The organism is Methanococcoides sp. AM1 (assembly GCF_900774055.1).
GTDB lineage: Archaea > Halobacteriota > Methanosarcinia > Methanosarcinales > Methanosarcinaceae > Methanococcoides.
In genome coordinates this window covers 1-25,477 of sequence record NZ_CAAGSW010000002.1, presented here as the reverse complement: position 1 = coordinate 25,477, position 25,477 = coordinate 1, and the positions used below count along the sequence as shown (strand labels likewise).

The 25,477-nt window shown below is 44.7% G+C and carries 27 protein-coding genes and 1 rRNA gene; 11 read left to right on the top strand and 17 right to left on the bottom strand.

The window, feature by feature from the left end:
• The first annotated feature begins 30 nt into the window (after window positions 1-30).
• Window positions 31-510, top strand: a complete 480-nt coding sequence (locus tag E7X57_RS02800; RefSeq protein WP_135610358.1) for an NOB1 family endonuclease — start codon at window positions 31-33, stop codon at window positions 508-510.
• 74 nt (window positions 511-584) lie between these two features.
• Window positions 585-1,196: an orotate phosphoribosyltransferase-like protein gene (locus tag E7X57_RS02795; RefSeq protein ID WP_135610356.1), complete on the top strand. Its 612-nt coding sequence runs from the start codon at window positions 585-587 to the stop codon at window positions 1,194-1,196.
• 74 nt (window positions 1,197-1,270) lie between these two features.
• On the opposite strand, the gene E7X57_RS02790 is transcribed toward E7X57_RS02795, so the two are convergent.
• Window positions 1,271-3,394 carry a DHH family phosphoesterase gene (locus tag E7X57_RS02790; RefSeq protein ID WP_135610354.1) on the bottom strand — a complete coding sequence of 708 codons (2,124 nt, stop codon included), beginning with the start codon at window positions 3,392-3,394 and terminating at the stop codon, window positions 1,271-1,273.
• A gap of 113 nt (window positions 3,395-3,507) precedes the next feature.
• Between E7X57_RS02790 and E7X57_RS02785 the strand changes: the two genes are divergently transcribed.
• Window positions 3,508-4,266: a slipin family protein gene (locus E7X57_RS02785; protein WP_135610351.1), complete on the top strand. Its 759-nt coding sequence runs from the start codon at window positions 3,508-3,510 to the stop codon at window positions 4,264-4,266.
• Between the two features lie 20 nt (window positions 4,267-4,286).
• Window positions 4,287-5,588 (top strand): nodulation protein NfeD, encoded by a 1,302-nt coding sequence (locus tag E7X57_RS02780; RefSeq protein ID WP_135610349.1) that lies wholly within the window; start codon window positions 4,287-4,289, stop codon window positions 5,586-5,588.
• A gap of 30 nt (window positions 5,589-5,618) precedes the next feature.
• Here the strand turns inward: E7X57_RS02780 and E7X57_RS02775 are convergent, their stop codons facing one another.
• A complete protein-coding gene (locus E7X57_RS02775) occupies window positions 5,619-6,941 on the bottom strand; it encodes an AIR synthase-related protein (protein ID WP_135610347.1) in 1,323 nt (440 codons plus the stop codon).
• 17 nt (window positions 6,942-6,958) lie between these two features.
• Window positions 6,959-7,567: an imidazole glycerol phosphate synthase subunit HisH gene (hisH, locus tag E7X57_RS02770; RefSeq protein ID WP_135610345.1), complete on the bottom strand. Its 609-nt coding sequence runs from the start codon at window positions 7,565-7,567 to the stop codon at window positions 6,959-6,961.
• Window positions 7,568-7,720: 153 nt separating this feature from the next.
• Between hisH and E7X57_RS02765 the strand changes: the two genes are divergently transcribed.
• Entirely contained in the window at window positions 7,721-8,203 is a 483-nt protein-coding gene (locus tag E7X57_RS02765) for a carboxypeptidase regulatory-like domain-containing protein (RefSeq protein WP_135610343.1), read from the top strand.
• 21 nt (window positions 8,204-8,224) lie between these two features.
• A complete protein-coding gene (locus E7X57_RS02760) occupies window positions 8,225-8,671 on the top strand; it encodes a carboxypeptidase-like regulatory domain-containing protein (RefSeq protein ID WP_135610341.1) in 447 nt (148 codons plus the stop codon).
• A gap of 82 nt (window positions 8,672-8,753) precedes the next feature.
• On the opposite strand, the gene E7X57_RS02755 is transcribed toward E7X57_RS02760, so the two are convergent.
• From E7X57_RS02755 to hisI, 10 genes are all read right to left on the bottom strand, one after another.
• Window positions 8,754-9,296 carry a hypothetical protein gene (locus E7X57_RS02755; RefSeq protein ID WP_135610339.1) on the bottom strand — a complete coding sequence of 181 codons (543 nt, stop codon included), beginning with the start codon at window positions 9,294-9,296 and terminating at the stop codon, window positions 8,754-8,756.
• Window positions 9,297-9,301: 5 nt separating this feature from the next.
• Window positions 9,302-10,597 (bottom strand): UDP-glucose/GDP-mannose dehydrogenase family protein, encoded by a 1,296-nt coding sequence (locus E7X57_RS02750; RefSeq protein ID WP_135610337.1) that lies wholly within the window; start codon window positions 10,595-10,597, stop codon window positions 9,302-9,304.
• 347 nt (window positions 10,598-10,944) lie between these two features.
• On the bottom strand, window positions 10,945-11,304 hold the full coding sequence (locus E7X57_RS02745; RefSeq protein ID WP_256369403.1) for a nicotianamine synthase family protein: 360 nt from the start codon (window positions 11,302-11,304) through the stop codon (window positions 10,945-10,947).
• Between the two features lie 36 nt (window positions 11,305-11,340).
• Complete coding sequence (locus E7X57_RS02740; RefSeq protein WP_135610333.1) at window positions 11,341-12,249, bottom strand: energy-coupling factor ABC transporter ATP-binding protein; 909 nt, start codon at window positions 12,247-12,249, stop codon at window positions 11,341-11,343.
• The gene (gene cbiQ, locus E7X57_RS02735) at window positions 12,249-13,010 is read right to left on the bottom strand and encodes a cobalt ECF transporter T component CbiQ (RefSeq protein ID WP_135610331.1); all 762 of its coding nucleotides are present in this window, start codon (window positions 13,008-13,010) and stop codon (window positions 12,249-12,251) included. The genes E7X57_RS02740 and cbiQ overlap by 1 nt, the downstream gene beginning before the upstream one ends.
• 38 nt (window positions 13,011-13,048) lie before the next feature.
• Window positions 13,049-13,495: a carboxypeptidase-like regulatory domain-containing protein gene (locus E7X57_RS02730; RefSeq protein ID WP_244603573.1), complete on the bottom strand. Its 447-nt coding sequence runs from the start codon at window positions 13,493-13,495 to the stop codon at window positions 13,049-13,051.
• Window positions 13,496-13,498: 3 nt separating this feature from the next.
• On the bottom strand, window positions 13,499-14,119 hold the full coding sequence (gene cbiM, locus E7X57_RS02725; protein WP_135610329.1) for a cobalt transporter CbiM: 621 nt from the start codon (window positions 14,117-14,119) through the stop codon (window positions 13,499-13,501).
• A 121-nt stretch (window positions 14,120-14,240) separates the two neighbouring features.
• Window positions 14,241-15,200 carry a DUF4198 domain-containing protein gene (locus E7X57_RS02720; RefSeq protein ID WP_244603572.1) on the bottom strand — a complete coding sequence of 320 codons (960 nt, stop codon included), beginning with the start codon at window positions 15,198-15,200 and terminating at the stop codon, window positions 14,241-14,243.
• Window positions 15,201-15,485: 285 nt separating this feature from the next.
• The gene (locus E7X57_RS02715) at window positions 15,486-17,342 is read right to left on the bottom strand and encodes a PINc/VapC family ATPase (protein ID WP_135610327.1); all 1,857 of its coding nucleotides are present in this window, start codon (window positions 17,340-17,342) and stop codon (window positions 15,486-15,488) included.
• Window positions 17,343-17,458: 116 nt separating this feature from the next.
• Window positions 17,459-17,824 (bottom strand): phosphoribosyl-AMP cyclohydrolase, encoded by a 366-nt coding sequence (hisI, locus tag E7X57_RS02710; RefSeq protein WP_135610325.1) that lies wholly within the window; start codon window positions 17,822-17,824, stop codon window positions 17,459-17,461.
• A 124-nt stretch (window positions 17,825-17,948) separates the two neighbouring features.
• Between hisI and E7X57_RS02705 the strand changes: the two genes are divergently transcribed.
• The 5 genes from E7X57_RS02705 (at window position 17,949) to E7X57_RS02685 (ending at window position 22,317) form a co-directional block, all read left to right on the top strand.
• Window positions 17,949-18,713 carry an RAD55 family ATPase gene (locus E7X57_RS02705; RefSeq protein WP_135610323.1) on the top strand — a complete coding sequence of 255 codons (765 nt, stop codon included), beginning with the start codon at window positions 17,949-17,951 and terminating at the stop codon, window positions 18,711-18,713.
• A gap of 52 nt (window positions 18,714-18,765) precedes the next feature.
• Window positions 18,766-19,974 carry a hypothetical protein gene (locus tag E7X57_RS02700; RefSeq protein WP_135610321.1) on the top strand — a complete coding sequence of 403 codons (1,209 nt, stop codon included), beginning with the start codon at window positions 18,766-18,768 and terminating at the stop codon, window positions 19,972-19,974.
• Window positions 19,975-20,077: 103 nt separating this feature from the next.
• Window positions 20,078-20,401, top strand: a complete 324-nt coding sequence (locus tag E7X57_RS02695; protein ID WP_135610319.1) for an iron-sulfur cluster assembly accessory protein — start codon at window positions 20,078-20,080, stop codon at window positions 20,399-20,401.
• A gap of 59 nt (window positions 20,402-20,460) precedes the next feature.
• On the top strand, window positions 20,461-20,811 hold the full coding sequence (locus E7X57_RS02690; RefSeq protein ID WP_135610317.1) for a nascent polypeptide-associated complex protein: 351 nt from the start codon (window positions 20,461-20,463) through the stop codon (window positions 20,809-20,811).
• Window positions 20,812-20,940: 129 nt separating this feature from the next.
• Entirely contained in the window at window positions 20,941-22,317 is a 1,377-nt protein-coding gene (locus tag E7X57_RS02685) for a sodium-dependent transporter (RefSeq protein WP_135610315.1), read from the top strand.
• 13 nt (window positions 22,318-22,330) lie between these two features.
• On the opposite strand, the gene E7X57_RS02680 is transcribed toward E7X57_RS02685, so the two are convergent.
• From E7X57_RS02680 to rrf, 4 genes are all read right to left on the bottom strand, one after another.
• Complete coding sequence (locus E7X57_RS02680; protein WP_135610312.1) at window positions 22,331-23,758, bottom strand: dihydrolipoyl dehydrogenase; 1,428 nt, start codon at window positions 23,756-23,758, stop codon at window positions 22,331-22,333.
• Between the two features lie 63 nt (window positions 23,759-23,821).
• A complete protein-coding gene (locus E7X57_RS02675; RefSeq protein WP_135610310.1) occupies window positions 23,822-24,697 on the bottom strand; it encodes a UbiA family prenyltransferase in 876 nt (291 codons plus the stop codon).
• Between the two features lie 4 nt (window positions 24,698-24,701).
• Window positions 24,702-25,076 (bottom strand): hypothetical protein, encoded by a 375-nt coding sequence (locus E7X57_RS02670; RefSeq protein ID WP_135610308.1) that lies wholly within the window; start codon window positions 25,074-25,076, stop codon window positions 24,702-24,704.
• 174 nt (window positions 25,077-25,250) lie between these two features.
• Window positions 25,251-25,372: ribosomal RNA gene (gene rrf, locus E7X57_RS02665) — 5S ribosomal RNA — on the bottom strand.
• Window positions 25,373-25,477 lie beyond the last annotated feature (105 nt).

Sequence of the window (25,477 nt, the reverse complement as noted above, 5' to 3'; positions counted from 1 at the left end):
AAATATGAACACAGGCTGGACTAAACAAATATGACATTCTATATTACGGACTCCGCAGTTTTTATCTATGGTTATGATGGCAATCCTTCACAATTCATAACAGTACCTACTGTTAGGAATGAAATGAAGAGTCAGGAAGCTCTTATGCGATTTGAGATCGCCTGTGAAACAGGTGCCCGAGTGGAACAGCCTGACCCCGACATCAGGAAAAAGGTGGTTTCACTTGCGAAAGAGACGCGTGACGTCGAGGAACTTTCAGATACAGACATAGATATCCTCGCAAAGGCATTTGAATATAAAGATGACTCAGTTCTATTAACTGATGATTATGCTGTACAGAACGTTGCATCCGTCCTTGGTATTGAATTCAAGCCAATTGCACAGAAGAAGATACGTGATGTCCTTGTGTGGGGAAAAAAGTGCACTGCATGCAGACGTAAGTTCGATGAAGGTGAGGAATGCCCCGTTTGTGGATCACCATTGAAAAAGGTCAGGAAAAGAAAACTATAACCGTAGATATGACCTATAACAAGGTGAAAGAAAGAGAATACAATATTTCTAATTGAGATTAAAGCTGGGATAATATGAATAATATAGAAGAAATGATCCAGAAAGCAGTTGAATTGCAAGCTAACGGCCTTGTCACAGGTCAGATAGCAAACGAGCTCAACGTATCCCGGGAAACCGTCACATGGCTTTTGACACGTTCAAAGAAGGACGTCGTTGCTCCTGCACCAAAGGATATCTCTGTGAACTGGAGCAATATCGGGCAGAGTTCTTTCAGACTCAAGTGTGTATCCCAGGCACTCTGTGATATGGTTGCAGAGTCACTGGAGAAGACAGATGAGATAGCTGACCTCGTGATAGGGATCGGACTTAGTGGAATACCTATCGCTACAATAATGGCAGATGAGCTCGGACTTGAGTTCGCTATTTTCCATGATTATGATGACCAGAAAGAAAAGAGTCGTCAGAGAGGTATCTTTAGCAGGAACTTCGCCGATGTCAGGGGAAAGAATTGCATTATCGTGGATGATGTAGTCTCATCCGGTGCTACTATCACAGACGTGGTGGAACAGCTTCGCGATGTAGGTGCGAATCCTGTTGCCATAGCTGTAATTCTGGATAAGATGAATTCAGATTTGATCGCCAATGTTCCCATGAGTTCACTGGTACGGATCACACGTGTAGACTGAAAGGGGAAGATCCCCTTTTGATCTTTAAAAAACGTATTTTAGATTTTTTTTAAATAATTAATGAGGGAGAGGTTTCACTCCACTCCCACAGAACCGATCTTTTCCACCAGTTTGGAGAGTACCTCAGAACGCATTCCTTCTACGAATTTGATACTTCCAACCACAAGGTGCCCACCACCGTTAACACCGGCACCTACAATCTCCTCATGAAGCTCGCGGACCATCTGCGGGATGTTCATAAGAACTCCTTTTGAACGGATCACAGCAAAATCAGGACCGTAACCGATAGTGATGACCGGACGCCCTTCAAGTTTCTGGCACATGCGATCATGAACTTCGCCTGAGGTCTTACCCGGTGCAGGGAAAGTGAACTTATGTGCATAGTTCTCAACGTCCAGAACATTCAGGACTGCACCGTTTGGCAGGTCCTGGGATTTGACGTTCGGCATGCATGCGGTCAACTGCTCATCGATCATGGCATTTGCCTGTTCACAGAGCAAATTCACGATCTTCTTATGCCTGGTCTTATCACCAAGGTCCATGAGGTCATCCACAATACCTTTACCACTACTGAACTTGAGCCAGTATGCTTCAAAGTCAAGTGCAAGTGCAATGTCCTTGAGGTCCTGAAGCGAATACTTGTCAGCAACCAGTTGTTTATAGGCTTCCGCTTCTTCAGCCTCGGAGCGGTCACCAACTGCAGCAATTGCCGGCAGGTGCTTGATCTCATCCGTAACATCAGGATTTATCATACGTGCAACTTCTGTTGCAAGCATTCCGGCGGTCATTCCGAAATCCCCGCCAACATGTGCAGGGTTGACATGACCGAGCAGGTACTGGTCAACGATCTCATCCGGATGGTGATGGTCCACGACAACCATGTCTATGCCATAGACCTGTGCCTGCCTCATGGCTGGTACATCCTCTTCTGTGGAACCATTGTCCACCATAACAACCAGTGGAAGCTTCTGCCCATGCCTGGCAGCATCTTCGAGTGCATAGGATATATCCTTGGTAACATCCGGCATTTCGTAGAATGGTGCTTTGGATGGTGCACGTTTGTAATAATGATATTCCGCATCAGGTCCGTTTATCTCCCTGATCATCGGAAGAATAGCCCTCTCGATGGCTACTGCTGCGGTCATTCCATCAGCATCTGCATGATGGCGCAGAAGGATCGGCTTTGACCTCATTATAGCCTTCTTGATCTCCTTGGTCACCTGGCGCATTGCAGGCCTGAGCTTTTCAAGGATCTCGCTTTCCACAAGGAATTCGATCTCTGAAGGTTCAGCTCTTTTGTCAAGCACTTCATCGATCCGCTTTTTGACAGCTTCCTCCTTTGCACCGGTGAGACGTTTCATGCTCTTGACCTCTACCTGAAGCCTGTCAGCACGGGATGTTACTTCGCCTGTACCGGTTATGATCATATCGGCATCGATCTCCGGATAGGCACGCTCTCCCGCTCGCTCAAAGGCGGCACAGGAAATAAGACCTTCTTCATCAGATATCGTAAATATAGTAGGACCGCCGGTCTGTTTGACCTGTATGACCTCTCCCTCGACCTTGATAAGTTTACCAATGAACTTATCGAGCTCTATGGACTTCCTGATAGGTATTTCCTTTTCAACTTCCACGATGTTGAAATCCTTGACCTGCCTTGGGATCAGGTCCATCTTACCATCACGACGAACTTCCTTAACTTCAACGACAACAGTAGCTCCTGCCTCAAGAGGAGTACTAAGATTGCTCGAGTGTATCAGACCGCGAAGATTGGAATTCAGATCTACGAAAACACCGAAGTTTGCAAGGTTGTTCACAGTAGCACGGTACATCTTCCCGACCTCAAGCTCATCCTGATTGCAGGAATTATCCAGCACATGAACGATATCTACCTTACCACAGGTACTGCAAGCTTCCTTTCCATTGATAGGACCATCGATGGATTTTCCGCAAATATCACATTTATAGAAGGCACCTTTGCCATTGCATGCCATGCATGTTTTTCTTACTTCAACTTCCCCGCTTCCACCACATTTCGGGCAAACTGAACCATCTTTCAAAAAACTGTTCACGTCCTTTTGGGAAAGGCTCATGAGGTTAACAGACTTTGATTTTCCCGCGCCTTTACATTCAGGACATTTCTCAGTGGAGAGAACTTCATATCCTTTTCCTCCACATTCTGTACACTCTTCTCTCATTGTATCAAGCCTTAATTGTTTATGTTAGATTTAATGTCTTTGCTTATACGAAGACTGCCACAAGCAATAGTTTTTTATGATAACTTCTTCCATATAAATTGGGGGAGGTTACCATGATAGAAGAATACATAATACCTATACTTGTAATTGGAGTTATCATCTTATCTCAAGCGCTCAAGATGGTGAAAGAATACGAGCGAGTCGTTATTTTCAGATTGGGACGACTTAGCGGAGTAAAAGGACCGGGACTTTTCCTTATCATCCCTATCATCGATACAGTGATGAAGGTTGATCTGCGAGTTGTAACTATTGACGTTCCAAAACAGGCAGTCATCACAAAAGATAACGTTACTGTTGCTGTTGATGCTGTTATTTACTATAAGGTCCTCAAGCCTGATGCTGCAATCACAGAGGTTGAGAACTTCAAGTTCGCAACGGCCATGCTATCCCAGACAACCCTCAGGGATGTTATCGGACAAATCGAACTTGACCAACTCCTCTCAGAACGTGAGACCATCAATAAGGATATCCAGGAGTTGCTCGACATTTCCACAGACCCATGGGGAATAAAGGTCACAGGCGTCACTCTAAGGGATGTGAGCATCGATGACACCATGCTTCGTGCAATTGCAAAGCAGGCAGAAGCCGAAAGGGAAAAGCGTTCACGCATAATTCTTGCAGAAGGTGAGTTCCTAGCTGCACAAAAGATGAAAGATGCTGCACAGCTCTATCAGGATATACCTGTAGCTCTCAAACTAAGGGAACTGCAGACCATTGCCGAAGTTGCACGTGAAAAGAACCTCATAGTAGTAACAAGTTCAACGGATATCGGAGAAATCGCGGCACTTTCCAGTGCATTCGGTAAGAAATAAACACTTAAGAAGGTGATCAGATGCCAAACAAACCATCACCTCTTATTCCTTTTCTTTTTTTAGCATTGATATTGTTGCTGAGCCCTGCCTGCGCTTCCGCGGAAGAGAAAGTTCTGGTTCTTGAGATATCCGATTCGATCACACCGGTTTCTGATGACCTTGTGGTTGATGCACTTTTGGTAGCACAACAGGAAGAATATGAAGCACTTGTTATAACCCTCAACACCCCGGGAGGCGGGGTTGCTGAAACCCTCAGGATCATTGAAGCTATTGACCAGTCAGAAGTTCCGGTGATAGGGTATGTCTACCCCGGCGGAACAAAAGCATGGTCTGCAGGAACATTGATCCTTCTTGGAACTGATGTTGCTGCAATGGCACCCTTTACGGTCATTGGGTCTGCACAGCCGGTAACTATTTCCACAGGAGGTGTCGAACCTGTTGAGGATGACAAGATCGTGAACGCACTTGTGGCTCTTGCAAAAGAAAAAGCAAACCAGCACGGACGTAATGAGACCGCAGCAGAGAAGTTCATCACCGAGAACCTCAACCTCAATGCTGAGGAAGCACTGGAAGCAGGGGTCATCGAATATGTGGCTACAGATGTTGAAGACCTCCTTGAACAGGTGGACGGGGACACAATAAAGGGTAAGCAACTGACCACCAGCGGTGCTACTATTGATACGTATACCCCATCCCTCAGGCTGAGCCTCATGGATATAATCTCAGACCCTGTGATCTCATCGCTACTGATAATGCTCGGAATATACGGAATCGTTATCGGAATTTCAAACCCGGGAGCAGGAGCAGAGATATTTGGTGTCGTAGCTATTTCACTGGGACTTATAGGAACAGGCTTTGATGTGAATATCGCAGCTATATTCCTGATACTACTGGGGGTTATACTGTTCGTTCTCGAATTGCAGGCGCCGGGTGTTGGCATATTTGGAATATCGGGACTTATATGTTTGATAGCAGGAAGTATTTTCCTGGTACCCACGGATTTCCCGCGCTGGTATACACCTGCAGACGTTCAGCAGACAATGATCATTGCGATCGTCACGCCTACGATAGTAATGGGATTGCTGTTCGTATTTGTATTTTACAAAGTACTGGAGGTCAGGCATCGCAAACCGGTTATCGGTGAAGACTTTGCCGGCGACCTTGCCGAAGCCATCGATAAGATCGATGCTGGTTCAGAAGGATTTGTAAGATACAAGGGAGAATACTGGAAAGCAAGATCAGAAGATGATCTGGAAGAAGGTGACAGCGTTGTGATCACCGACAAAAAAGGACCGCTCCTCTTTGTGAAAAAGAGTGAGTAATAAAAGGAAGTATTTGAGGGAAGTGAAGCATTACTTCCCTTTTATCATTTCTATTACCTTTCTTTTCTTTTCAATGGCTTCATTTGCAGCATTATCTACTGCACGTTTCATCTCTTCAAAGTCCCTTGGCTCTTTATCCCCGATCATCTTTTTGATAGGAGTGTAAGCCGATTCCCTGAAGCGCGGAGTGAAATCACACATCTTTCCATCGATGTTTATCTCTGCACCGCTGCCTTCGACAACCTCTCCGATGATGTCGATATCAACACCTGCGCCCCTGACAGTCTGCATGATAGCATCTGCATATTCCCTCGGGGCGATAACGAGCAATGCATCAAGTGATACACCAAGGTAGTCGATCTCCAGCTTTTCCAGCATATCGAGAACTTTCGGATTGACAAGCGGACGCATCTTGGACTCATCAAAAACAAGCTTGACACCGGCAGTTCGTGAGATCTCTTTTGCATCACCACGGATACCACCATTGGTCACATCGGTCATTGCATGAACATGCTTTGTCAGGCCGGATGCGATCAGGGCTTCGCATGCTTCGAGGAACTTGATGTTAATGGTCTCATCCACAACATCGTGCATCTCGTAGTAAAGAGCTGCAGTGGAAACTGTCCCTCCGCCTGCACCCTCGCTCATAAGAATGACATCTCCAACCTGTGTCTGAATGCGGGCTGTAAGATCCGTAGCTGTACCCACTGCACCGACACCACCGGTCATACGTTCACCAATATCCATATCGCCGCCGATACGGAGAGTGCTTCCTGTAACAAGAGGAATGCCTGTAAGTTCGGATACCGTGGTAATTCCCGCAATATGGTCAAATATCTTGGCAACATCGCCGTCATCAGCAACATGGATATCAGACAGGAGCCCCACCGGGCGGGAACCCATCACGTACACATCACGCAGGGATGCACGGGCTACGTGGAAACCTGCAAGGAAAGGAAAATCGCTAAGACGGGAATGGATCCCATCAATTGTAATAATTATGTATCCATCCCCGGTCTCGTTCAGTATAGCACCTGAGTCGTCAAGATGGGATGTATCGACCGCTGCACTGGTCTTTCCGATGACCTCAGCAAGCTTCTCATGTGCGTAGAAATCACCCAGTCCACGGGAACCTACACCAAATTCACCCATTGTCACGCCGGAGATAGTGGATGTCAGTACCTCGCCTTCGACATTAAGTGTGGCCTTTGCTTCTACAATAGCTGCTTTTGCAAGTGACCTGGCGTGTTCGGAGGTTGTTTCCTTTATCTCAAGTATGCGTTCTGTCAGTTTGTCCTCAAGTTCAGGATCATTCTTTCGAAGTCCTTTTCTTGCATAGCCTTCTATATCCATTCGATCACTCCGGAGTATCAGCACATGCCTACAAAATTCTCAAGCATCTTCAGGCCGATATCACCACTTTTTTCAGGATGGAACTGTGTTCCTATAACATTGCCTGCGGAATTGACAACCGATGCAGCAAAATTCACACCATAATCACATGAAGCGAGAGTGTGGGAAGCATCAGTGTCCACATAATATGAATGTACGAAATAAACGAATGCACCATCTTCTATTCCCTCATAGAAAGGATGGTCCTGGTCGATGGAAAGTGAATTCCAACCCATGTGCGGGACCTTTAGTTCACTGTGCGGGAAACGGAGAACCTTTCCGGGAACAAGATCAAGACCATCTGTAAACCCGCCTTCTTCTGAATGGCTCATGAGCATCTGCTGGCCCAGGCAAATACCAAGGACCGGCTTTCCGGATTCCACATATTTGTGTATGCCATCAAGGAAAGGAACGATGTTCTTCATCGCATCAGAAAAAGCCCCGACGCCCGGAAGAATGACACCATCTGCACTTTCAAGGTCTGCAGGGTCCTTTGATATGATCACTTCCGCACCTGCGTGTTCCAGCCCTTTCTGGACACTACGGAGGTTGCCAAGACCATAGTCAATTATCACTATCTTTTTCATGGGAAGTACAGTACGGTTTTGGTACATCAATCTAACGAGATGTTGAAGTACAGTATATAATTATTGGCTTGATTATGAAAAATGGTATTATTTATAACCCATTTTTGCCTTTAGGAAAACGCCTGAAGAGGTACAGAGTACATAGGTGTTTGAATGAAAAACGTAAGAACAATCTTTAATGATGAAAGAGCGATTGAGCTACCCATCAATATCGTGGTTATGCTCGTTGTAGGAATGGTAGCACTGGCTGCACTTATCGCCATAATCCCACCACCCACAAAGAACATGGCAGTAAATATCGATGAAGCAGGCCTTCAGGGAACTGCCCCCAGTGCAGGAAATACCATCGTTGTGGATGCTGTTACCGCACAGAACCCGCTGACTATCGTGGTCAAGATCACGGCCACAGACCCTGACGGAAACCCTGTCCGTAATGCAAACGCTGTCCTGCGAGGTCTTGGCGGTGTGGCAAGCAATACCACCGACATCAACGGAGAGACCACGCTGATCACAACCGCTGCACAGGTGGAGATGGGAGCTAACCAGAACGAAGGTACAATGGACCTTACCATTGCAGCCGATGGTTTCTACGATTACGAGAAGAAAGATGCAGTGATGGTCATCAAGACAAAGTGATCTCACTTTCCTTTTTTTAATATGGCACACAAGAACATTATTCAGGACGAAAGAGCAGCCATAGGTTTGCCTATACGCATGGTGGTCCTGACGATAATAGGGATGATCGGCTTTGCAGTGATCGTATCGGCCATAGTCAACGCACCCACTGCACCCAGACCAATGTATGCAACTTCTAACGTTACGAGCATAACGTTTTCAGGAGAGACCGGCGATACAGGTCTGCTTGAGGTCACCATATCCAATTTTGACGGAGATCCCGTCGGAGGATGCAATGTTGTATTGAGAGATCCCTCAGGAACAATTGCTGCCGGGGGCCTCACAGACAGTTCTGGTCAGGTGCGGATGCAGCTTAACAACATCTCGCTTCCGATAGGAAAACATGAGGGGTACATAACTATCAAAGCAATGGCCGACGGGTATCTTGCACATACTGACAATCACTTTGTGAAAGTCATCCGCGGATGAACAGTACCCGATCGCTCTAACAATACAGCAATTGCACTTCGATCAATCAATCAATCAATCAATCAATCAATCAATCGGTCGCTCAATCAGCCTTTTTGTTGACCACATAGAACTTGGCGAGAACAGCGACAGCAAGTGCTAATCCCAATCCCAGCGAAAAGTACGGGGAGCGGAGAATATCCCACCGGCCTGCAAAGATCAAGCCTCCTGTCAGAAGCAGGAGCGCTGCCCCCATGATACCTGAAAGCTCCACAGGCATCTTGACAGAGCCGATGGTTATCCTGTTGCGGTCCTCGATGCGCATGAGTTTCTCATCCTGCGATGCAAGTGCTGTCTCAAGCTTGTCGGACAGCTTATCGATGTCCACACGAAGTGAGCCTTCCACCAGTGACCTTAGTTCTTCTAGCTCCGCTTTTAATTTGTCAATGCTCTCGATAGCGCCGCGAACATCTTCGGATGTCTGTGGTTGTTGCGCTTCGAATACAGTACCTGCAACATCTTCAGCAGGAACTTCGACAGACAGACGTCTTTCAACCGCACGAAGACGCTTCTCAAGGCTCCTTACACTCTGGTCAAAGGACTCGATCCTCCCACGGATGTCCTCTTTTTCAGTACCCCCACTCATATAACTCACCAGCAAAGACCTTCGTAAACAATATCCTCTTCGAGCTTTTCAGGATCGATCATCTTCCTGCCATCGATCACTAACTTGTTATTCATACCGGCAAATTCAGAATCGAGTTTCCTGAACTCATCCCATTCGGTCATTATCAGACATGCGATCGCACCTTCCAGTGCCTCGGCAGCACTATCGTAGTACCATATATTTTCGATCAATGCCTTCATGTTGTCCGTTGCCATCGGGTCATATGCGTTCACATCGGCCCCAAGCTCAAGAAGTCTTTTTATGACAGGAATAGAACGGGACTCACGAATGTCATCCGTTTCGTTCTTGAAAGCCAGGCCCAGGACAGCCACTCTTTTACCTTTAACATCTCCTGCGTGCTTTTCAAGAAGCTCTGTCATCTGCATCGGCTGCAGCTCGTTCACTTCGATAACGGATTCAAGAAGAGAAGGATAATAATCGATCTCCTTTGCTTTACCGATAAGTGCACGCACATCTTTTGGGAAGCACGAACCACCAAACCCGGCACCGGAGTTCAGGAAATACTCGGATATACGGAAATCCGCACCCACCGCGTTCATTACCTCATACGTATCAATTCCCAGACGCTTGCAGATATTACCGATCTCATTGGAGAACGAGATCTTTGTTGCAAGGAAAGAATTGTTCACATACTTGATCATCTCAGCAGTACTTGGTATGGTCCTTGTAACCTCACAGTCCAGATCCCGATATAGCTCTGAAACAAGAGCACCTGTTCTTTCATCAATGCTGCCAATGACGATCTTATCGGGATGCATGAAATCATACACGGCCTTGCCTTCTCTCAGGAACTCAGGGTTCATGGCAACACCGAAGTCCTTGCCTGCAACCTTGCCCGAATGTTCTTCAAGTAAAGGAAGAACTGTATTTTCAGTTGTCTGTGGAACCACTGTACTTTTTACGACCACAATGTGGAAACCATCCTTTTTTGCCATTGCCATGCCAAGGCTCTTGCAGGCCGCACCCACAATTGACAGGTCGATATTACCATGCTCATTAGATGGAGTTCCAACGCAGATAAAGGACACATCCGAATTCTGTATAGCATAATCATAATCAGATGTTGCTATGAGGTTCTTCTCCGCATGTTTTGCCATCAGCTCCCCAAGACCTTCTTCCCAGATCGGAGGAATACCATCATTGATCATTTGCACCTTTTTTTCGTCAATATCGATGCATATGACCTCATGCCCAAGTTCTGCAAAGCACGCAGCTGTAACTGAACCAACATAACCTGATCCAATAATAGATACCTTCATAAAAATCACTCCTGTTTAATAAAGTTGTAAAGGATGGGGCCTGTAGAAAACCCCTTCTTCAAACCCCAATATCACATAATCTTCTAAACCCCGATATTAGAAGTCATATTACACAATAACATTATGTGGTATAATTGTTTGTCTAAAGCATTGTTTCATAGCTATTTAGTCTTTATTTGAAGTAACCTAATATGTGGTAATTTGACAATCTCTATCAGATAGAGTATAGTTTCTCTTACATCGAGTTAGTAAATTTAGTTAACCGGTTATGTGTTAATGAAAAGTTAATTATTCTCACTTAGTATGAAGAATGGTAATATTAATATAACTAATGGGGAATAGGGAATTTAATGAATACAAAGGAGATCATTGCTGTCTACTGGGACCACAGGAGCAGTTCGTACCAGCTGACAATAATTCGGATAAAATGAATAATTTTTCAGCATTTCCCATGGTTCATTGCTGGCGAGTATGGTATTTGCATGTTCGGTTTCAAGTTTTATGGTATAAAGACATCTGAACATGGTAATAGCATCAAGTACCTGATCGAACCCATGTCCATTGAGGATGGCTTCTGCAGCTTCATCATCCATGGGTAGTGTGATTAGGTCATCCAATCTCCGATAAACTTTTTTAAGATGATCCGAAGTATCCTGTAATATCTCTTCTATTATTGATTCTGATGAATGTGCTGTAGTACTACACACCTCTATATTCGAATATGTTATGTACGATATAACGTTTTAATGATGGTCGTAGCTGTACAGGAACTTCCGGACCTCTTCATGTGTATGCTCGTGGATATGGAGATGGATGTGTCCACTGCCGCTTTCTATCGTCCTTGTGAGAAACTGTACAGCCTCATCGATCGACATGGGCAGGGTATCGCAGTCGTACCCGAAACATGCCAATACCTTGAATAGCTTGAACACGTCTGGTGCTTCTAGATGATTTATTTTCAGAAGTTCTGAATTGGAGAATATCTCCCGCGGGCTTCCCTCGCCGACAATCTTTCTGTTCAGCACATAGACGCGGTCTGAGAGGGCCGGGAGAGCGTTCACATCATGCATGGCGATCACAGTGGTGATCCCGTCCTCGTTCAAGTTATTGATCACCTGTATCAGGTCTGCCCTGCTCTTCGGATCTAGGTTGGCCGTTGGTTCGTCCAGAATCAGTATCCGTGGTTCCATGGACAGTACAGCTGCTAGTGCTGCTCTTTTCTTCTGCCCATAGCTCAGGTTATGCGGAACCCTGTCCTCAAATCCCTCAAGTCCGACACGGGACAGAGCTTTTTTCACTCGATTCTCCACATCCTCTTTGCCCAATCCCATGTTGATGGGACCGAATGCCACATCATCGAAGATGGTGGGCATGAACAGCTGGTCGTCAGGGTCCTGGAATACAATTCCCACTTCTTTAATCCTCTCTTCGACTTTCATATCGCCTAGATTCTTTCCAAAGATCATGACCGTGTTATCCTGGCTCTTGAGAGTACCGTTGAGGTGAAGGAAAAGGGTGGTTTTTCCGGCACCATTGGGTCCGATAATAACTATCTTTTCTCCTTCATTGATGGTGATGTCAATGTTTTCCAGTGCAGGGGTCCCATCAGGGTATGAATATGTAAGTCCTTTTACACGAATTGCTTCTTTCATTATAACACCAGGTGATAGGTATGCATAAAGAGTGCAATGAATATCATGGGCAGAGCTATTGCATAGTCCTTTGCCTGTAGTTCGAAGTTCACTATTGTCCTAGGGTTACCGGTGTAGCCTTTGGATATCATTGAGTAGTAAACACGCTGTGCCCTGTCATAGCTTTTTATTATCAGCATCCCGATTATGTTCCCGAGAACGGATAGTCCGTACCTGTTCGCTTTAAGCCTGAATCCTTTTGATTCCATGGCTTTCCACATCCTCTGGAACTCGTCCATTATCACGAATATGTATCTGTAAGTGAACATCAACATCTGTATAAGCGTTCCGGGCACCCTGAGCATGTAGAGTGCCTTGATCGTGATGTCAAAACGTGTGGTACCAAGCATTATAAGCACAAGGGTGACAGCTGAAAGCGCTCTTATTATAACAAGGGAGGAGTATTGCAGTCCCTCCTGTGTAACCGTTATGCCATGATACTGTGTGATGGCCTGTCCGTCAACGGTAAGCGGCATGATAATAAGCAGTGGGGCCAGGAACAGGAACACAACTTTCAAGCGGTGCATTATAAATGCTTTTGGAAGTTTTGCTATAATGTATATCAGGCTGGCTATCCCCAGGCCAACAAGGGCTTTTGTAATGCTGTCCAAAAAAACAAAGGAGAATATCATTACCATGAACGTAATGATCTTAGCACGCGGGTCGAAATTATGTATGGGTGAATCAATTGAAGCATACCTGTCTATTTCGGGATAGTCCAATGTGTTATTCTCCTGTATCGTTTTTTAGTAGTTGTTCTTTATTTTGTTTTGCGCGCTGACAGGTACATTCCAAAACCAGCAAGCCCGACAAGGTACCCAAATCCTGCTACAATTCTTGCTGAGAGTGGGAGTTCAGCTTCTTCGCTGGAGCCTTCAGAACCTGCAACGTTGAATGTGATCTCTTTCTGGTGCCCGCTTTGGGAGACTACTACTCTATATTCTACAACACCAAGTTTTGGTTCGAAGTAGTATATCCCCTCCTCATCGGTCACATCTGTGATATAAAGCTCTTCCTTTCCGTCCTTTATGGCATAAATGTTGATGTCGGCATTTGGCATGGGGTCTCCTCCTCCATACCATGATCTTATTTGTACCTCAGTGACCTGCTCCTGTGCATAAACGCGGTGTGCGGATGCAGCAGGTGCAATTGCTGTTAAAAGAACACAGGCAAATGCCAGTGTCCATATCATCTTATAATTGACCATTTTTTATTTCTCCTTGTTGATGGGGAGCAGTTCAGGCCTGACCTTCAGAAGGAATGTGACCACAGATCCTGTCAATATTCCTTCGATTATCATTATCGGTATGTTGGCAGCAGCAGCTATGTAGGCAACCTCTGTGAATTCCTCTCCTGTGGATATGAGCACGATAGCAAGCATTATTGCAGAGAGCATTGTTGCCATTGAACCGCAAATTATTCCAAGTATGGAGGGATTGAAACCCGCTGAATAGCCTTTTTTGAATATCCCATAGACGATCAGTGCAGGTATGCCCATATTGATGACGTTGACGCCAATACTTGTTATGCCACCATGCTGGAACAATAGTGCTTGAAGGACAAGGCCAATGAAGATCGCAGGGTATGCGAGGGTTCCAAGAACCACTCCAAGAAGTCCGTTGAGCACAAGGTGTACACTGGTAGGCCCAATTGACACATGTATCAGGGATGCCACAAAGAAAGCTCCTGTCATGACAGAGATCTTTGGTATCTCCTCGGCGATGTCTACATCCTTTTTGCCCCACCAGAGGGTTGCAAGGAGCAGAAGTATCGTTATTGCCCAACCTGCAGTTATCACTGCAGGGGATAGTACGCCGTCAGATATGTGCATACTTGTTTTCTCCTTTGTAATATTTATTATAACGAGTTTTGCGTTTTATCTAATTTAATGTGGATTACTGATAATCAAGTATAAAAAAAGATTGATGGGGAAGCTGTCCCCATGACATATTTTACAATTTTCTTCCTGCGATGAACAATGCTGCAAGAAGTCCGGCAACTGCGAACACAGATTCAAATCCGGGAGTAGATTGTGTGGCATCTGATTCTGGTTCCACTTCAGTTTCTTGACTAGCTGGAGCTTCTGTCTCTTCTACAGGGAACTCTTCAATTACCGGAATTATGAACACGCCTCTTACAGGCTGCCCCTCTTCAGGTTCCATGGTAGCACCAACGAACCAGATGCCCGGTTCATCGAGAGTGTACACGAACTCACCGTCAGCATTGGATCTTGTGAGCCTTGTGAATACCATTGGTGCATCATATGGGTAAAGTTCTTCTGCTTGTTCTACGATCTCAATTCCTGCTTCAAGGTCGTGGTATATCTCAACCTCAACATCGGCGTCTGCAAGTGGTTCGCCATTGTAAAGAGCTTTTCCTGCAAAGACGAATCCTTCTTCCATGCCATATGGGCGCATGTATGGGATGATCTCTGTCTGCTGGCCGACCATTGAATCCCAGCCGAACCACATCTCTTCTCCACAGTGGATGACTGCTTTGGTGTAATCGATCATGTCTTCGTCCGCATCTTCATACTTGACCGCTACAACAGTGTCGCCATACTGGTCGACTGTGAAAGAGGCTTTGTATGAAAGGAAAGTACCCATGTTACCTTCTTCATCCATACTGTCCACCATAACCTCTTCGGGAGTGAGGACTTCAATTGTACCATCGGGTTTTGTTACACTGATCTCCGGTACGCTTGACATGTCAAATGATATGTGCTCATAAGGATGTCCCCACATTGTGTAGATGGTCTTTGTGTCTCCAAGTTCTGCAATATAATCTTCCGGAGTGACATCCCATACACTGCCTTCATCATCACTTGGGAAAATCATTGTAAAGTGTGCACTTGAAAGGCCGGTGAGGCAGATCAGTGCAATAATTGATCCGATAATTATTGTTTTCTTCATGTTTTATCCTCTTTGCAGTAAGAATACTGTGAAATTCATATGCATTAAGTAACACGAACTTTAAATAAGTTGTGATTGTTTGGCCAAAATATGTGCGGGATGGGAAATTAACTCATAGATATAGACACATATATTCAAGAACTATAGCACATTCGCTCATACTTCAGTATAATCCATTAACCATGGAAAGGTAATACTTGAAGGTTCTAAAATATAGAATGAAATAAAATAAAAAATTGATGTTTGCAGAGGAAATGAAAACCCTCTACAACTTTCCCCTAAAGTTCACAAGACTTTTACAAGGATCGGCTCCCCGTCATCCACAGCATCCATTATGCTGTGAGCGATGGCAGAATTACTCCGGACCTTTACATCGCCATGGCGACCAACTGTTGCAGTGAAGAGGTAACTTTCACCTGCATAGATCTCGACATCCTGTGAAGCGATTTCAGGAACGTTCAGGATCACATGCTTCTTTGTGTGCTCAACAGTAGGACGATAAGAGCTCCCTGAGAAACGATCTTTATCCCGACCCTTGCCCTTGCTGCTTTGCTCTTTAAGCTCACGCACATCAATGTGAACCCCTACGATCTTTTCGATCTCATCGATGACCGCACCGCTTTTGCCGATCACCTTGGAGATCTCCTTCTCAAAGACCTTCACTACAGCATTTGTGTCGGAGGTCATCTCAACTTCAACAGGACCGCTGGTATAACGCTGGACAACGTCCTTGATCTCACCTTCCGCAAGAGACCAGACAGCTTTCCTGCCGCCTGTTGAAGTTGATACTGGCATGACAACGATCTGCTCTCCGAAGGTATATATCTCAAATTCGGGGGTTGAGGTCTCAAAGTCAGAAACAACGATAACAGGTCTTGCAAGATCAGCTTCCATCATTCCTGATGGCACTTTTACGGTGAACTCAAGGGTCTGGACCTGGGCGACCTCTCCTTTGTCAATAAAGATGACAGTATCAACAACCTGAGGAATAACACCAAGTTCAACCCTGCCGATGAGCCTCTGCACAGCATCGATGGCACGGTTGGCATGCACAACACCGATCATGCCGACACCTGCAAGCCTCATGTCTGCAAATATCTCGAAATCGCGGGTCTTTCGCACTTCATCATAGATAGTGTAATCAGGCCTTACAAGCAACAGCACATCTGCGGTCTTTTCCATGCTTCCTTCAAGAGGAGCATATTGTGTGATCTCCCTGGGAACCTGCAGGTCCCTTGGGGATTCCATTGTCTTTACAACATAGTTGTGCTCATGCAGGAAAGTGGCAACTCCTGCTCCAAATGTGGATTTACCCGCTCCCGGAGGACCTGATACCAGAATTCCACGCTGTCCAAGTATCCTCTCCTTGAGCTTGTCGCCCAGACGGTACTCATCCAGCTTTACCGAGGCCACAGGACGTACTGCCGTTATTTCTACATCATCTGAAAATGGAGGGTTTGAGATAGCTATTCGCATATCGCGTATCTGCAGTACGGTAGCACCGTTTAGAGACATTTCAATGAAGGATTCCGGATCAGCTCGTGCTCGCTCAAGAAGCTCACGAGTTATCTCTTTCAGCTCACTTGAAGTGCATGGAGTATCCCTTATTTCCACAAATTCCACATTCCTGATGGAACCACGTTTGCCCATTGGAATGACCTTGTTCTTCAGATGCACAGACATTGTATCATCAGTGAAGAAATCCTCAATATGCAGGGTAATGAACTCGGCTTTTTTCGGAGGAAGGTATTCAACGTCCATTCCCTTTGCCACTGCAACGTCGTACTGCACCCTGTCACCGGTCACAAAAGTAGCGTCCAGCTCTTCAGCACATGAACGAATAATCGCGTCCAATGCGCCCTCTTTAGCATACTTCCTCTCTTCAATGGTCGGGCGTTCACCTGTAAAAGATACATCGATCAAGCCCTCTCTTGCCAGTTCCTGAAGCTGTTTTAGCTCATCCAGACCTTTATTGCCGATCTCAAGACCACGATTTGCCTGGGATTCCAGTTCTGCCACCATGGCCTCAGGAATGAATATCTCTGCTCCCTCATAATCCCCTGCAACGATCATTTCGGATACAAGACCATCAATAATAACACTTGTATCCGGAACGATCCTTGTAATCTCTTTATTTTCCATAAACAGAACTACCGTTCAAAACTATTTAACACAAATGACAGAAAAGCAATGTGAGCAGAAAAAGGATAGGAAAAAGGAACAAAAGATAGTTCCTTATGACCTCAGTCTCAAAAAAATTAGTAGACCTCATCGGGGTTAAAGACCTTCTCGCCAACGACATCGCCTTCGATGTTGCGGTAGAAGCATGAACGATAGCCAGTGTGGCATGCGCCGCCTTCCTGTTCGATCTTCATTACAATGGCATCCATATCGCAATCTATCAGCATCTCATGTACTGTCTGCATGTGACCGGAGCTCTCGCCTTTTTTCCACAGCTTTTGCCTGCTACGACTCCAGTAGTGAGCTATCCCCGTCTCAATGGTAAGTTTAAGAGCCTCCTCGTTCATGTAGGCAACCATGAGAACTTCACCAGTTTTATTGTCCTGTGCAATGGCCGCGATAAGACCATTGTCATCATATTTGAGATTGTCAAGATCCATCATAGTAATCAGTTAATAAATATACTATAACTATAAAAACTAAGAGGAATCAATATGTAATGATAGTAATATAGTGTATAGAAACTTCATTAGAATATTTTTTTACATAAGATATCAAGGTGAAAGAATGGATTATAGTTTCGATGGAAGAGGGGGCTACAGGGTACCGACTGGGTTGCTAGGACTTGATGTTCAGCTTGGAGGAGGAGTTCCTCCGGGAACAACTATATTGATACTTGCAGAACCCGGTGCAAGCTCAGAGCTATTTGCACAACAGTTTATATATGGTGGTCTGACGAACAACGAGGAAGTTTACTACTTTTCTGCCGAACATCCGGTTCAGGAAATAATCGAGGATATGAGAACCTTCGGATGGGATATTGAACAATATGTCGAGAACGGGAAAATGGAATTTGTTGATGCTTATACCTTAAGGTTCTGCAATATTCTACCCAAAAGTATTACATGCAATCTCTCGGCCAAGGATTTCCTGAAACAGAATACTGATACGATGAACCAGCTTAAGACTGCTACCTCTAAAGAAAGGGGAGGGCAGTACAGAGGGGTTATCGATTCCATATCATATTTCCTGAGATCCTATGATATGAAATCTGTTACAGAAGCTATCGAAGTTATCTCGTCTATCGGAAAACTCACCAATGCTGTACAGCTCATCCTTATGACCGGTGGTACACATGACCCACAAGTGGAAAATGGACTCAAGAGCATTTGTGACGGGGTTATTGAATTCCGCATGAAAGAACGTGGAAGCGAGATCGAGAGAACGATATTGATACGTAAGATGAGAGGAATGATCCCTCCTGACAAGACCATATCATATAATATCACTCACAAAGGCATTGAACTGGAAACTACGACCAGAGTTCTCTGATCGTCTTGTGGTGGAGATATTCAGATAATGCAATAACAAATGGTTGATGAGAATGAAAGAAAAACTTGCAGAACTCCTGACAAACATATTCACAACTTCCGGACACATTGTTTCAGAATCTGACACTGTGGACCTGATCGTAGAGAAAAACGACCACCGAACCTATATTTTACTCACCGGGAAGCCAGATCCTGCACAGATCAGGAACTTTGCAGACCAGATCAGGGACGGCGTAGGACTATATGTCACCATGCAGAAAATGGAGCCGGAACTTCACGATTATGCAACTCATGTGGGTCTTATCATATGGGACCGTGACGAACTATCCCTCCAGATAGGAAAAGCTGTCATCGCCGACCTTGAAGGCAATGCCACCGATCTTCAGCTTGTGGCTTACGATGTAGACAACAATGCTATGGCGGCAGATCAGACTGCACCCACATCTACTGGTTTCTCAGGAAGCTTTGAAGTAAGCTCTGGAATATCAGCTCCTTCGGTGGAGCCTCCCACACCATCTGTCCCGCAGATGCCAGCACAGGAAGAACAGGAAGGTTTCAACATCTGGGCAACTTCCCCTGAGATGCAACAGGCAGACACAGTTGGAAACTATCAGGAGCCGGAACGATCATATATGGAAGCACCTGTGACAACTGCACCAGAGCCCCAGCAGGCATTATGGCAAGCGCCACAACCAGTTCCATCAACCCTTGACCTTCACACTGCACCTATAAAATTGGAAAAAGAAAGGGCTGCAGCAATGGCAAAGTCCGAGATAGGTATCCCCGAGGATGTTATTCTCAAGTTAGTACCTTTCTGGAATTATGCCTATGCTGTCAAAGCAGAACACAGGTTCAAGAACAAAGTAATTGATATTTCCGGCCAGGGTCAGGGTTGTCTTAATGCCCTCAACGGTAATAAGGAAGAAATGGAACTGCATCAGGTAAATGACCATGTGATACTTCCTGATGATAACTATGAGATCAAGAGCAAGATGATCGACCAAAAGGAAGCGGAAAGCACGCTAATATCAAACATTATAGAAGAATATACAAAGGATGTGCGTTTCAACAATGTCGTTGGAGAGGCAATGATATCCGAACACAAGATGTTCAAACCATCAATGGATGATATCAGATTCAAGATCGACCTTGTCTATGTGCCTATATGGGAAGTTAAAGGTGCAAGGAACTCTGTGGAGATCAACGCATATACACAGGAAATACTGACCAATCCTGTAGATGATGATGTAGAGTTCATGTGAATATTTGTTCGTTGGTACCCGAACATATATATACGAAAACTGTATATAGAGACCAACGCATTTATTGACTTTAAAAAGTTACCAAAAAATGGAGTGACAAAGAATGATCGAAATTACAGACGTTGCTGCAACAGAATTGAAAGCATTGCTCGAAGCTGAGGACAAACAGGACCATGCATTGAGAGTATTTGTTGCAGGTATGGGATGCAGCGGCATCCAGTATGGAATGGCACTCGACAACGAGATCAGTGATGAAGATGTCACAGTCGAAAACAAGGAGATCAAGATCGTTATGGGACCGGACATCAGCGAACAGCTGGACAAAGCAACCATCGATTACATTGACACAGATGGTGGCAAAGGTTTCATCATCGACAACCCAATGGCTGCAGGCGGATGCAGCAGCTGCGGTGGCAGTTGCCATTAAGAACAAGGTATTTAATTGAGTAATACCATCCTACGCGGTAATAATTAAAAGGTGATCAAATGATTCCAGGTATGGGCGGACGGGGCATGAACCCGAAAAAAGTCAAACAGATGATGAAACAGATGGGCATCAACATCGATGAGATAGAAGATGTGGAACAGGTCATCATAAGAACCGCAGATAAGGATATAGTATTTAGTGACGCAAGTGTCAGCATAATGAATGCACAGGGAGTTGACACCTATCAGATAACAGGTACTCCCGTAGATGTTCCACGTGAAGTCACAATACCTGAAGATGATGTCAGGCTTGTAGCAGAGCAGACCGGTGCAAGCGAAGACGCTGCTCTTGAAGCTCTTAAAAGTGCTAACGGAGACCTTGCGGAAGCTATTCTTGCCCTTTCCTCATGAACCCTTAACGGGTTCCTTCTTTTTTTATTGTTTTCAGATTAGATAATATTTAGAGACTTTGTAGTATTATATTTATACAGTGTATAATGTATAGTTATCCCATTAACATTCATATGAAAAGGGATAAAGATGAAAGATGATATAGCGGATACCACCCGTGAGCAATTGGCTACAAGAGTCGGGTTCTTGCTTGTTTCTGCGGGATGTGCCATAGGTCTTGGAAACATCTGGCGTTTCCCTTTTATTGCAGGAAAATACGGAGGTGCTGCCTTTGTTATCGTCTATCTTGCATTTCTCCTAATCCTCGGATTACCGATATTAATAATGGAATTTGCTACCGGAAGGGCGGGAAGGCAGAATATTGCAGGATCCTTGCGTAAACTGCAACCAGAGGGGAAAAGATGGCACCTTTTTGGATATATCGCTATCATAGGAAATGTTATCCTGCTTATGTTCTACACTACCGTTGCAGGATGGGGGCTTGCATATTTCTATTACATGGTCAAAGGTAGTTTCATTTATCTCGACCCCTCAGAAGTAGGGGTTTTCTTTGACCTGTTCATGGGTCGGACCATGGAAATGATAGCGTGGATGGCGTTGGTAGTGGGTCTTGGGATCCTTATATGTTCAGCAGGATTGCAAAAAGGGGTTGAAAGAACCGGCAAGTTCATGATGTCAGGGCTATTCTTTATTTTGATCGTGCTTGTACTTCGTTCTGTGACTCTTCCTGGTGCTGCTGAAGGGATCAGCTTTTATCTTGAACCGGATTTTTCGGGCTTAACATGGACAGGCATATATGCAGCCATGACCCAGGCATTCTTCACTTTGAGCGTGGGAGTCGGGGGTATGACCATCTTCGGAAGCTACATCAACAAAGATCATTCACTTACAGGAGAATCTCTAAGGATCACATTCCTGGATACCTCCATAGCACTCATGGCAGGCCTTATGATATTTCCGGCATGTTCTGCTTTCGGGATTGATGTAGGATCAGGTCTTGGGCTTCTCTTTGTAACATTACCGAACGTTTTCAATCAAATGCCTGCAGGCATATTGTGGGGAACTCTCTTCTTCCTGTTCCTTGCCTTTGCTTCAATGTCAACTGTAATGGGCATCTCGGAGAATGTAATAGCTTTTTCAATGGACGAATGGGGATGGAAAAGAAAGAAGGCGTCGCTCATAAGCGGAGTTGCGATCTTCATTTTATCCATACCATGTTGCCTTGGATTCGGACCATTGAGCTGGTACCAGCCTTTTGGTGAAGGAACATCTATCCTTGATCTGGAAGATTTCATATTTACTAACAATATCCTTCCAATAGGTGCACTTACACTGGTGCTGTTCTGCAGTTATAGTTTCGGATGGGGATGGAACAATTTCATTCGGGAAACTGATTCCGGAAAGGGACTGAAGTTCCCGGGCCAGGCAAGAGCATATATAAAATATATTCTACCACTCATCATAGTTTTTATACTTGTCAGAGGATGGATAGGAACACTATCATAAAAGAGAAAAGAGATCAGTATTCAAGCTCAAGGGACTTCAATACTGAGTGATATTCACCAACAGGCATCCTTGAGTAAAATGCACGTTTGACAACCTCGCTCAGGGACGGGTGGATGTCCATTCCGTGGACTATTGGACCTACATTAGCTCCAGGAGTGTTCATGAGAGTTATCACCTGATGGATAAGAACAGATGCCTGTGGTCCGATTATGTGGGCACCAACCAGAATACTAGTAGAGTTATCCAGTATGACCTTGACAAAATAATCTTCAAGGCCCATAGCCACTCCTTTACCGGTATCTTCGAACCTCTGGAAACCGATGGAAATGTTATCTTCCCCATAATGTTCAACCGCCTCTGCCTCCCCCATTCCTACACCAGCGATCTCCGGATATGAGAAAATAGCATGGGGTACTGCATGATAATCAACTTCCATATCACCATTGAGAACAGAGTTTTGGTAGACAACAGTAGACTCATAATTGCCAACGTGCTTGAAAAGATATTTACCATTGGCATCACCAAAGGCCCACACATTGGGACAGCTTGTCTCCAGATGTTTATTGACCTTTATCCAGCCTCTATCATCAATCTCAATGTTTCCTTTTTCAGGATGGAGGATATCAGTATTCGGACTTCTTCCTGTGGCTACAAGGATCTCATCGGCAAATATCTCGATCTCATCGCCTGTCTGCCTGTCCTTTGCAATGATCTTCTTCTGATTTCCTGATGTTTTAACTTCAGCAACTTCGTGATTGGTGAGTATAGAAATATGACCCCCCATTTTTCTTCGTGCAAGCTCACTGATCTCGGGTTCTTCCTGAGTGATAATTCTGGGACTGCGACCTATTATAGTTACATCAGAACCCATGGCAGAGAAAAAATGACCGTATTCGGCAGCAATATAGCCACCCCCTATGATAGCAAGACTTTCCGGCAATAAAGTTAGATCCAAAACGTTGTCACTTGTGAGATAACCGACATCATCCAGACCTTTGACCGGAGGGATCATAGGTTTTGAACCTATGCTCAGGTATATCATCTTTGAAGTGATCGTTTCATCCCCAACTTTAAGCACATATGGTTCAATGAATTCTACAGTGTCCTGGTAGTAGTCCATTTTTGGACTGGATGAAAGTCCGCTGTGGATCATCTCAATATCCTTACCTATGGTAGAACGCATCCTTTCCATAATAAAATTGAAATCGATGTTCTTGATCTCAGCATCAATTCCAAATTCTTGAGATCTTCCAATTTCCCTTACAAGTTCTGCAGGATAGAGCAACATCTTGGAGGGGATGCAACCCCTTGTAAGACAGATGCCACCGGGATCATCCTTATCTATGACAGCTACTTTCATCTCCGGGTTATCCTGCATAATCAAACCAACATAGTTCATCCCGGAACCGGTACCTATCACTATAAGATCATATTCTTTCATTTGCACACCCAAAATTACGTATAAGAAATATTATATCTGTTTCATTGTTATATATAGTGCTGTTTAGACAAGGAAACCTATCAGGTAAACCAGCGAACCTATTTGCATCAGTACTATCGTTCTCGATCTCAATTTCAATACGTTGGTCTTCGATTGATCACTTATCAAAGACCTGGAAATTAATAGATAAGCAACTGCTACTGGCACTATCAACAAAAGGAATAACGTGTCATGAACAAGATTAGGATGCAGGTCCACAAAATATGGAAGAGGATCAAGAATACAGACCACTGAGAAGATAATAGAAGAGATGATGGCTGCAGAACGTGGAGAGATGCGCCATGCTATTGTCTGGACACGGTGCTGCATATCTCCTTCCATATCAGAGATATCTGCCATTATCTCAAAGGCAAGACCTACCAGAAATGCCATTAAGATGTAGAACTGCACCAATGGCTCTGCTACAATATCCACGATAATGGTGCCGAAAATAATAGTTGCTGTGAAACAATAGGCAATGGATATGTTCTTCAGCAGAAGAACTTTTTTCAGATGGCTGCTGTAGAATATCGACAGTAGGATATTGAAGCCTATGAACAAGGAAACAAATTCACCCAGCTTCAACGATATTAAAAATGCCAGAAGCAGACAGCCAACAGCTACGTGAAGTGCAGTGTCACGTGATATTGCACCTGTAACAATTGGTCGATCCGTCCTGTTATTCGCAATGTCTACCAGATGATCGAAGTAATCGTTTATGGAAAAAGAACCCATGAACAGGAAGATGGAGACCACTGCTGCTGTCACATATTCAGTTCCATTTCCAAAAAATTCCATTGAGAGAATGCCTGAAAGGATAACGGAGAACATACCAAAAACGGAGTTTCCGAATCTCGTCAAGGCTAAGAAAGCCTGAAGTTTCTCAGTAAAAGAGACCATGGGATCAATTCCCAGCAATGAACTTCAATTTGTCATTGACAAGAGCTTTCAGATCTCCAATGTCATTGCAACCATTTATTTCATCAGGTGTTATCAGCAGATCAAGCCGGTGATCTTTTTCAAGATATACACATGGGAATGAAGCTCCGGGATAATTATATTCTTTATCGAACTCATCCTTGTGAAGAAAGACCACAGGAATGGGAAGATCATCCACAAAGGACCTCCATTCACTTTTCATGCCTGCATTACCATAGGTGATGGCACAGAGATTACATCCATAACTCGATGGTGACACCATTTTATGAACATAATCTTTCATTTCATTGAACAGACCACTGTCTGCATTGTATACAAAAACGATTGAAACTTTACTCATAGAAACCCCCGGATATCCCTAGCATTAAGAATTTAGGACTCAATCGGATATAACTTTATTTCAATGTGTATAGATTTGACTCTGCAAATTGTGATCATGGATAAAAACATATCAGAAAAACAAAGTCAAAACTAGCAGATCAAAATTAACTAAAGAAAAAGGGTAATAGAGTGAGCACAGCAGCGACGCAGATTTCCCGAGGACTCTCGTACCTCAGTACAGTAAGCAACGTGGGCAGGCTTATCTTCTGTGTTCGGAAAGGGAACAGGAGTTGCCCTGCCGCTATGGCCGCCGTACTCTAACTCATATTAATGGATGAAAGCCAAGGTCCGAATCCAGATCAGCGCTTCTGCAGCGCGCGACCTTTGAGCTTTGCTCAAGAGGTCAGGATGCTGAATCAG

What these genes read in the sequence shown, in the direction of transcription:
- E7X57_RS02750 (WP_135610337.1), bottom strand. Translation starts at nt 10,597, where the DNA reads ATGAAGGTATCTATTATTGGATCAGGTTATGTTGGTTCAGTTACAGCT.
- E7X57_RS02785 (WP_135610351.1), top strand. Translation starts at nt 3,508, where the DNA reads ATGATAGAAGAATACATAATACCTATACTTGTAATTGGAGTTATCATC.
- E7X57_RS02755 (WP_135610339.1), bottom strand. Translation starts at nt 9,296, where the DNA reads ATGAGTGGGGGTACTGAAAAAGAGGACATCCGTGGGAGGATCGAGTCC.
- E7X57_RS02685 (WP_135610315.1), top strand. Translation starts at nt 20,941, where the DNA reads ATGAAAGATGATATAGCGGATACCACCCGTGAGCAATTGGCTACAAGA.
- hisH (WP_135610345.1), bottom strand. Translation starts at nt 7,567, where the DNA reads ATGAAAAAGATAGTGATAATTGACTATGGTCTTGGCAACCTCCGTAGT.
- E7X57_RS02790 (WP_135610354.1), bottom strand. Translation starts at nt 3,394, where the DNA reads ATGAGAGAAGAGTGTACAGAATGTGGAGGAAAAGGATATGAAGTTCTC.
- E7X57_RS02695 (WP_135610319.1), top strand. Translation starts at nt 20,078, where the DNA reads ATGATCGAAATTACAGACGTTGCTGCAACAGAATTGAAAGCATTGCTC.
- E7X57_RS02740 (WP_135610333.1), bottom strand. Translation starts at nt 12,249, where the DNA reads ATGAAAGAAGCAATTCGTGTAAAAGGACTTACATATTCATACCCTGAT.
- E7X57_RS02795 (WP_135610356.1), top strand. Translation starts at nt 585, where the DNA reads ATGAATAATATAGAAGAAATGATCCAGAAAGCAGTTGAATTGCAAGCT.
- E7X57_RS02715 (WP_135610327.1), bottom strand. Translation starts at nt 17,342, where the DNA reads ATGGAAAATAAAGAGATTACAAGGATCGTTCCGGATACAAGTGTTATT.
- E7X57_RS02775 (WP_135610347.1), bottom strand. Translation starts at nt 6,941, where the DNA reads ATGGATATAGAAGGCTATGCAAGAAAAGGACTTCGAAAGAATGATCCT.
- E7X57_RS02730 (WP_244603573.1), bottom strand. Translation starts at nt 13,495, where the DNA reads ATGGTCAATTATAAGATGATATGGACACTGGCATTTGCCTGTGTTCTT.
- E7X57_RS02800 (WP_135610358.1), top strand. Translation starts at nt 31, where the DNA reads ATGACATTCTATATTACGGACTCCGCAGTTTTTATCTATGGTTATGAT.
- E7X57_RS02700 (WP_135610321.1), top strand. Translation starts at nt 18,766, where the DNA reads ATGAAAGAAAAACTTGCAGAACTCCTGACAAACATATTCACAACTTCC.
- cbiM (WP_135610329.1), bottom strand. Translation starts at nt 14,119, where the DNA reads ATGCACATATCTGACGGCGTACTATCCCCTGCAGTGATAACTGCAGGT.
- E7X57_RS02765 (WP_135610343.1), top strand. Translation starts at nt 7,721, where the DNA reads ATGAAAAACGTAAGAACAATCTTTAATGATGAAAGAGCGATTGAGCTA.
- E7X57_RS02680 (WP_135610312.1), bottom strand. Translation starts at nt 23,758, where the DNA reads ATGAAAGAATATGATCTTATAGTGATAGGTACCGGTTCCGGGATGAAC.
- E7X57_RS02670 (WP_135610308.1), bottom strand. Translation starts at nt 25,076, where the DNA reads ATGAGTAAAGTTTCAATCGTTTTTGTATACAATGCAGACAGTGGTCTG.
- E7X57_RS02705 (WP_135610323.1), top strand. Translation starts at nt 17,949, where the DNA reads ATGGATTATAGTTTCGATGGAAGAGGGGGCTACAGGGTACCGACTGGG.
- E7X57_RS02760 (WP_135610341.1), top strand. Translation starts at nt 8,225, where the DNA reads ATGGCACACAAGAACATTATTCAGGACGAAAGAGCAGCCATAGGTTTG.
- E7X57_RS02780 (WP_135610349.1), top strand. Translation starts at nt 4,287, where the DNA reads ATGCCAAACAAACCATCACCTCTTATTCCTTTTCTTTTTTTAGCATTG.
- E7X57_RS02675 (WP_135610310.1), bottom strand. Translation starts at nt 24,697, where the DNA reads ATGGTCTCTTTTACTGAGAAACTTCAGGCTTTCTTAGCCTTGACGAGA.
- E7X57_RS02720 (WP_244603572.1), bottom strand. Translation starts at nt 15,200, where the DNA reads ATGAAGAAAACAATAATTATCGGATCAATTATTGCACTGATCTGCCTC.
- E7X57_RS02690 (WP_135610317.1), top strand. Translation starts at nt 20,461, where the DNA reads ATGATTCCAGGTATGGGCGGACGGGGCATGAACCCGAAAAAAGTCAAA.
- hisI (WP_135610325.1), bottom strand. Translation starts at nt 17,824, where the DNA reads ATGATGGATCTTGACAATCTCAAATATGATGACAATGGTCTTATCGCG.